Raw genomic sequence first — 3,246 nt, 5'->3', positions numbered from 1 at the left:
GATCGTCAGGCGCGGGGCGACATCGACACCGTAGTCGGCGGCGGTCTTGGTCGCCATCGGCTTGGACTTGGCCTTCATGATGTTGGGGAGCGACGCATAGCGCGGCTCGTTGAGGCGCAGGTCGGTGGTGACGATCGCGGGCAGCGTCAGGGCCACCGTCTCCAGGCCGCCATCGACCTCGCGGGTGACGTTGGCGGTCTCGCCGTCGATCTCGACCTTGGAGGCAAAGGTGCCCTGCGCCCAGCCGAGCAGCCCGGCCAGCATCTGCCCGGTCTGGTTGTTGTCGCCGTCGATCGCCTGCTTGCCCAGGATCACGAGGCCCGGCTGTTCCTCCTCGACCACCTTGGCGAGCAGCTTGGCGACGCCTAGCGGTTCGACCGCCTGGTCCGCGGTGATCAGCACCGCCCGGTCCGCGCCCATGGCGAGCGCGGTGCGCAGCGTGTCCGCCGCCTTGGGCTCGCCGATCGAGACGACGACCACTTCCGTGGCCGCCCCCTTCTCCTTCAGCCGGATCGCCTCTTCCACCGCGATCTCGTCGAACGGGTTCATCGACATCTTCACGTTCGCCAGATCGACGCCCGTCCCGTCCGCCTTCACGCGCGGCTTTACGTTATAGTCCAACACCCGCTTCACGGGCACGACGATCTTCATCGCGGTTCCTTCCCGGCTGAACAGCCCAAAACATGCCGCCGTCTTTGGCGGCGTTGCGAGCGCATCGCAAGCATTCAGCCCGACCAACGAGAAAGGGGCCCGGACGTTTCCGCCCGAGCCCCTTTATAATCGGTCCGTCAGGGCCGAAGATGCCTATCAGGCGACCTTCTGCACCTCGGCCACGATCTTCTTGGCGGCATCGCCCAGATCGTTGGCGGGGACGATGGCGAGACCCGAATTGGCGAGGATTTCCTTGCCCTTCTCGACATTCGTGCCCTCGAGGCGGACGACCAGCGGAACCTGCAGGTTCACTTCCTTCGCCGCCGCGACGATGCCGTCGGCGATGATGTCGCAGCGCATGATGCCGCCGAAGATGTTGACCAGGATGCCCTTCACGGCGGGATCGCTCAGGATGATCTTGAACGCCGCGGTCACCTTCTCCTTGTTCGCGCCGCCGCCGACGTCGAGGAAGTTGGCCGGGAACATGCCGTTCAGCTTGATGATGTCCATCGTCGCCATGGCGAGGCCGGCACCGTTGACCATGCAGCCGATGTCACCGTCGAGCTTGATGTACGCCAGGTCGTACTTCGACGCCTCCAGCTCCATCGCGTCTTCTTCGGTGGTGTCGCGCAGTTCCATCAGGTCCTTGTGACGGAACATGGCGTTGCCGTCGAAGCCGACCTTGGCGTCGAGCACCATCAGCTTGCCGTCCTCGGTAACGGCGAGCGGGTTGATCTCGATCTGCTCGGCATCGGTGCCCAGGAACGCGGCATACAGCTTCGACGCAACATTGGCGGCCTGCTTGGCGAGGTCGCCGGTCAGCTCGAGCGCGGCGGCGACGGCGCGGCCGTGATGCGGCATGAAGCCGGTCGCGGTGTCGATGTCGATCGAGTGGATCTTCTCGGGCGTGTCATGCGCCACGGTCTCGATGTCCATGCCGCCTTCGGTCGAGGCGACCATCGAGACGCGGCCGGTCGCGCGGTTGACGAGCAGCGCGAGGTAGAATTCCTTCGCGATGTCGACGCCGTCGGTCACGTACAGGCGGTTGACTTGCTTGCCCGCTTCGCCGGTCTGGATGGTGACCAGCGTGTTGCCCAGCATGTCGGTGGCAGCAGCGCGGACTTCGTCGGCGGTCTTGGCCAGGCGGACACCGCCCTTGGCGTCGGGGCCGAGTTCCTTGAACTTGCCCTTGCCGCGGCCGCCCGCATGAATCTGCGCCTTGACGACGTAGAGCGGTCCGGGGAGCTTGGACGATGCCTCGACGGCCTCCTCGACGGTCATCGCGGCGAAGCCGGCGGGGACGGGCACGCCGAACTTGGCGAGCAATTCCTTGGCCTGATATTCGTGGATGTTCATGCGCTAGCCTTCCGCCTCTCGGGTGGTTCTAGGGAAATTGGGTGCGGCTAAAGCACAGGCTGGCGGACAAATCCACCCCGAAACGGCGTTAATGCAAATGCATCGCAAATGCTTTTTATCGGTGCTCATCGCGCTCCCGGGTCGTGACCAACGGAATAGGAAGCAAATTTATCGGGAATGCGTTATGGTGCCCCGATGAACTGGGCTTTCGGCATCCTTCTGTTTCTCGGCACCGTGATCTTCATGGAAGGGTTCGCCTATGCGGCGCACCGCTGGATCATGCACGGGCCGGGCTGGTTCCTGCACGAGAGCCATCACCGGCCGCGTACCGGCAATTGGGAGCTGAACGATCTCTATGCCGCGATCTTCGCGGTGCCGTCCTTCGTGATGATCCTGGGCGGGGTGCAGCTGGGCTGGTGGCCGGGCTTCACCTGGATCGGCGCGGGAATCGCGGCCTATGGCGCGATCTATTTCGGCTTTCACGACATCATCGTCCATAAGCGGCTGCCGACCCGCTATCTGCCCAAGTCCGATTACATGAAGCGGATCATCCAGGCGCACCGGCTGCACCACGTCGTCGAGACGAAGGAAGGCACGGTCAGCTTCGGCTTTCTGGTCGCGCCTCGCCCCGAGGATCTGAAGGCGGAACTGAAGAAGCGTGCAAGGGCGGGCGTCCGGCGCCCGGCCGGTGCGAGCGAGCGTGTCGGGACCGAGCGTCAGGATGCCCTGTTGACGGAAAAGTAACCTTGTTCAGCGAAGAAGGGAGCGTCATGGAAAAACCGGTCTTCACACCGCCTTTCGAGCCCGTTCCCGGCCAGGACCTTCGCCGGTCGCTGCGTCATGCGGTGCGCATGCGCGCCCATCTGCGCGACAAGGGCCAGACCCGGTTCGAGATCGACGTCGTCGACCTGTCGTCCGAGGGTTTCCGTGCCGAAACCAGCTTCACCCTGTGGCCGGGCACGATCGTCTGGCTGACCCTGCCGGGCCTCGCCCCGCTGGAGGCGGTGATCGCCTGGCGCGATCGGTTCAAATATGGCTGCGCCTTTTCCAAGCCGCTCCACCCGGCGGTGTTCGAGCATATCGCCGCGCTGGGGAATCGCTGAGTTTTTGGAGAGGGTGAGCCACGAGCGTATCGCTTGGGTCAAACCCTCCCCCATCCCACTTTCAGGTAAACGATGCCCCGCATCGTTTAGGTCATGCCGGGGGCATGACCGACCTGAAACTCGTTTGCGGGAGGGG

4 protein-coding genes are annotated in these 3,246 nt (G+C 64.2%); 2 read left to right on the top strand and 2 right to left on the bottom strand.

Features of this window, described 5'->3' with window-relative positions:
• Positions 1-651, bottom strand: a 651-nt coding sequence (locus tag NS355_RS14460) for an electron transfer flavoprotein subunit beta/FixA family protein (RefSeq protein ID WP_058746347.1), incomplete at its 3' end; no start/stop codon positions are given.
• Between the two features lie 156 nt (positions 652-807).
• Positions 808-2,007: an ADP-forming succinate--CoA ligase subunit beta gene (sucC, locus tag NS355_RS14455; protein WP_058746346.1), complete on the bottom strand. Its 1,200-nt coding sequence runs from the start codon at positions 2,005-2,007 to the stop codon at positions 808-810.
• Between the two features lie 177 nt (positions 2,008-2,184).
• Between sucC and NS355_RS14450 the strand changes: the two genes are divergently transcribed.
• Both NS355_RS14450 and NS355_RS14445 read left to right on the top strand, forming a co-directional pair.
• Positions 2,185-2,751, top strand: coding sequence for a sterol desaturase family protein (locus NS355_RS14450; RefSeq protein ID WP_244489697.1), 567 nt, complete (start codon positions 2,185-2,187; stop codon positions 2,749-2,751).
• Between the two features lie 26 nt (positions 2,752-2,777).
• The gene (locus NS355_RS14445) at positions 2,778-3,110 is read left to right on the top strand and encodes a pilus assembly protein PilZ (protein WP_058746348.1); all 333 of its coding nucleotides are present in this window, start codon (positions 2,778-2,780) and stop codon (positions 3,108-3,110) included.
• The last annotated feature ends 136 nt before the right edge of the window (positions 3,111-3,246 follow it).

The sequence above is a fragment of the Sphingomonas yabuuchiae genome (genome assembly GCF_001477495.1).
Classification (GTDB): Bacteria; Pseudomonadota; Alphaproteobacteria; order Sphingomonadales; family Sphingomonadaceae; genus Sphingomonas; species Sphingomonas yabuuchiae_A.
This window is presented reverse-complemented; position numbering and strand designations above follow the sequence as displayed.

Excerpts from the sequence above, each read along its gene's own strand:
- NS355_RS14445 (WP_058746348.1), top strand. The coding sequence starts at position 2,778 with ATGGAAAAACCGGTCTTCACACCGCCTTTCGAGCCCGTTCCCGGCCAG.
- NS355_RS14450 (WP_244489697.1), top strand. The coding sequence starts at position 2,185 with ATGCGTTATGGTGCCCCGATGAACTGGGCTTTCGGCATCCTTCTGTTT.
- sucC (WP_058746346.1), bottom strand. The coding sequence starts at position 2,007 with ATGAACATCCACGAATATCAGGCCAAGGAATTGCTCGCCAAGTTCGGC.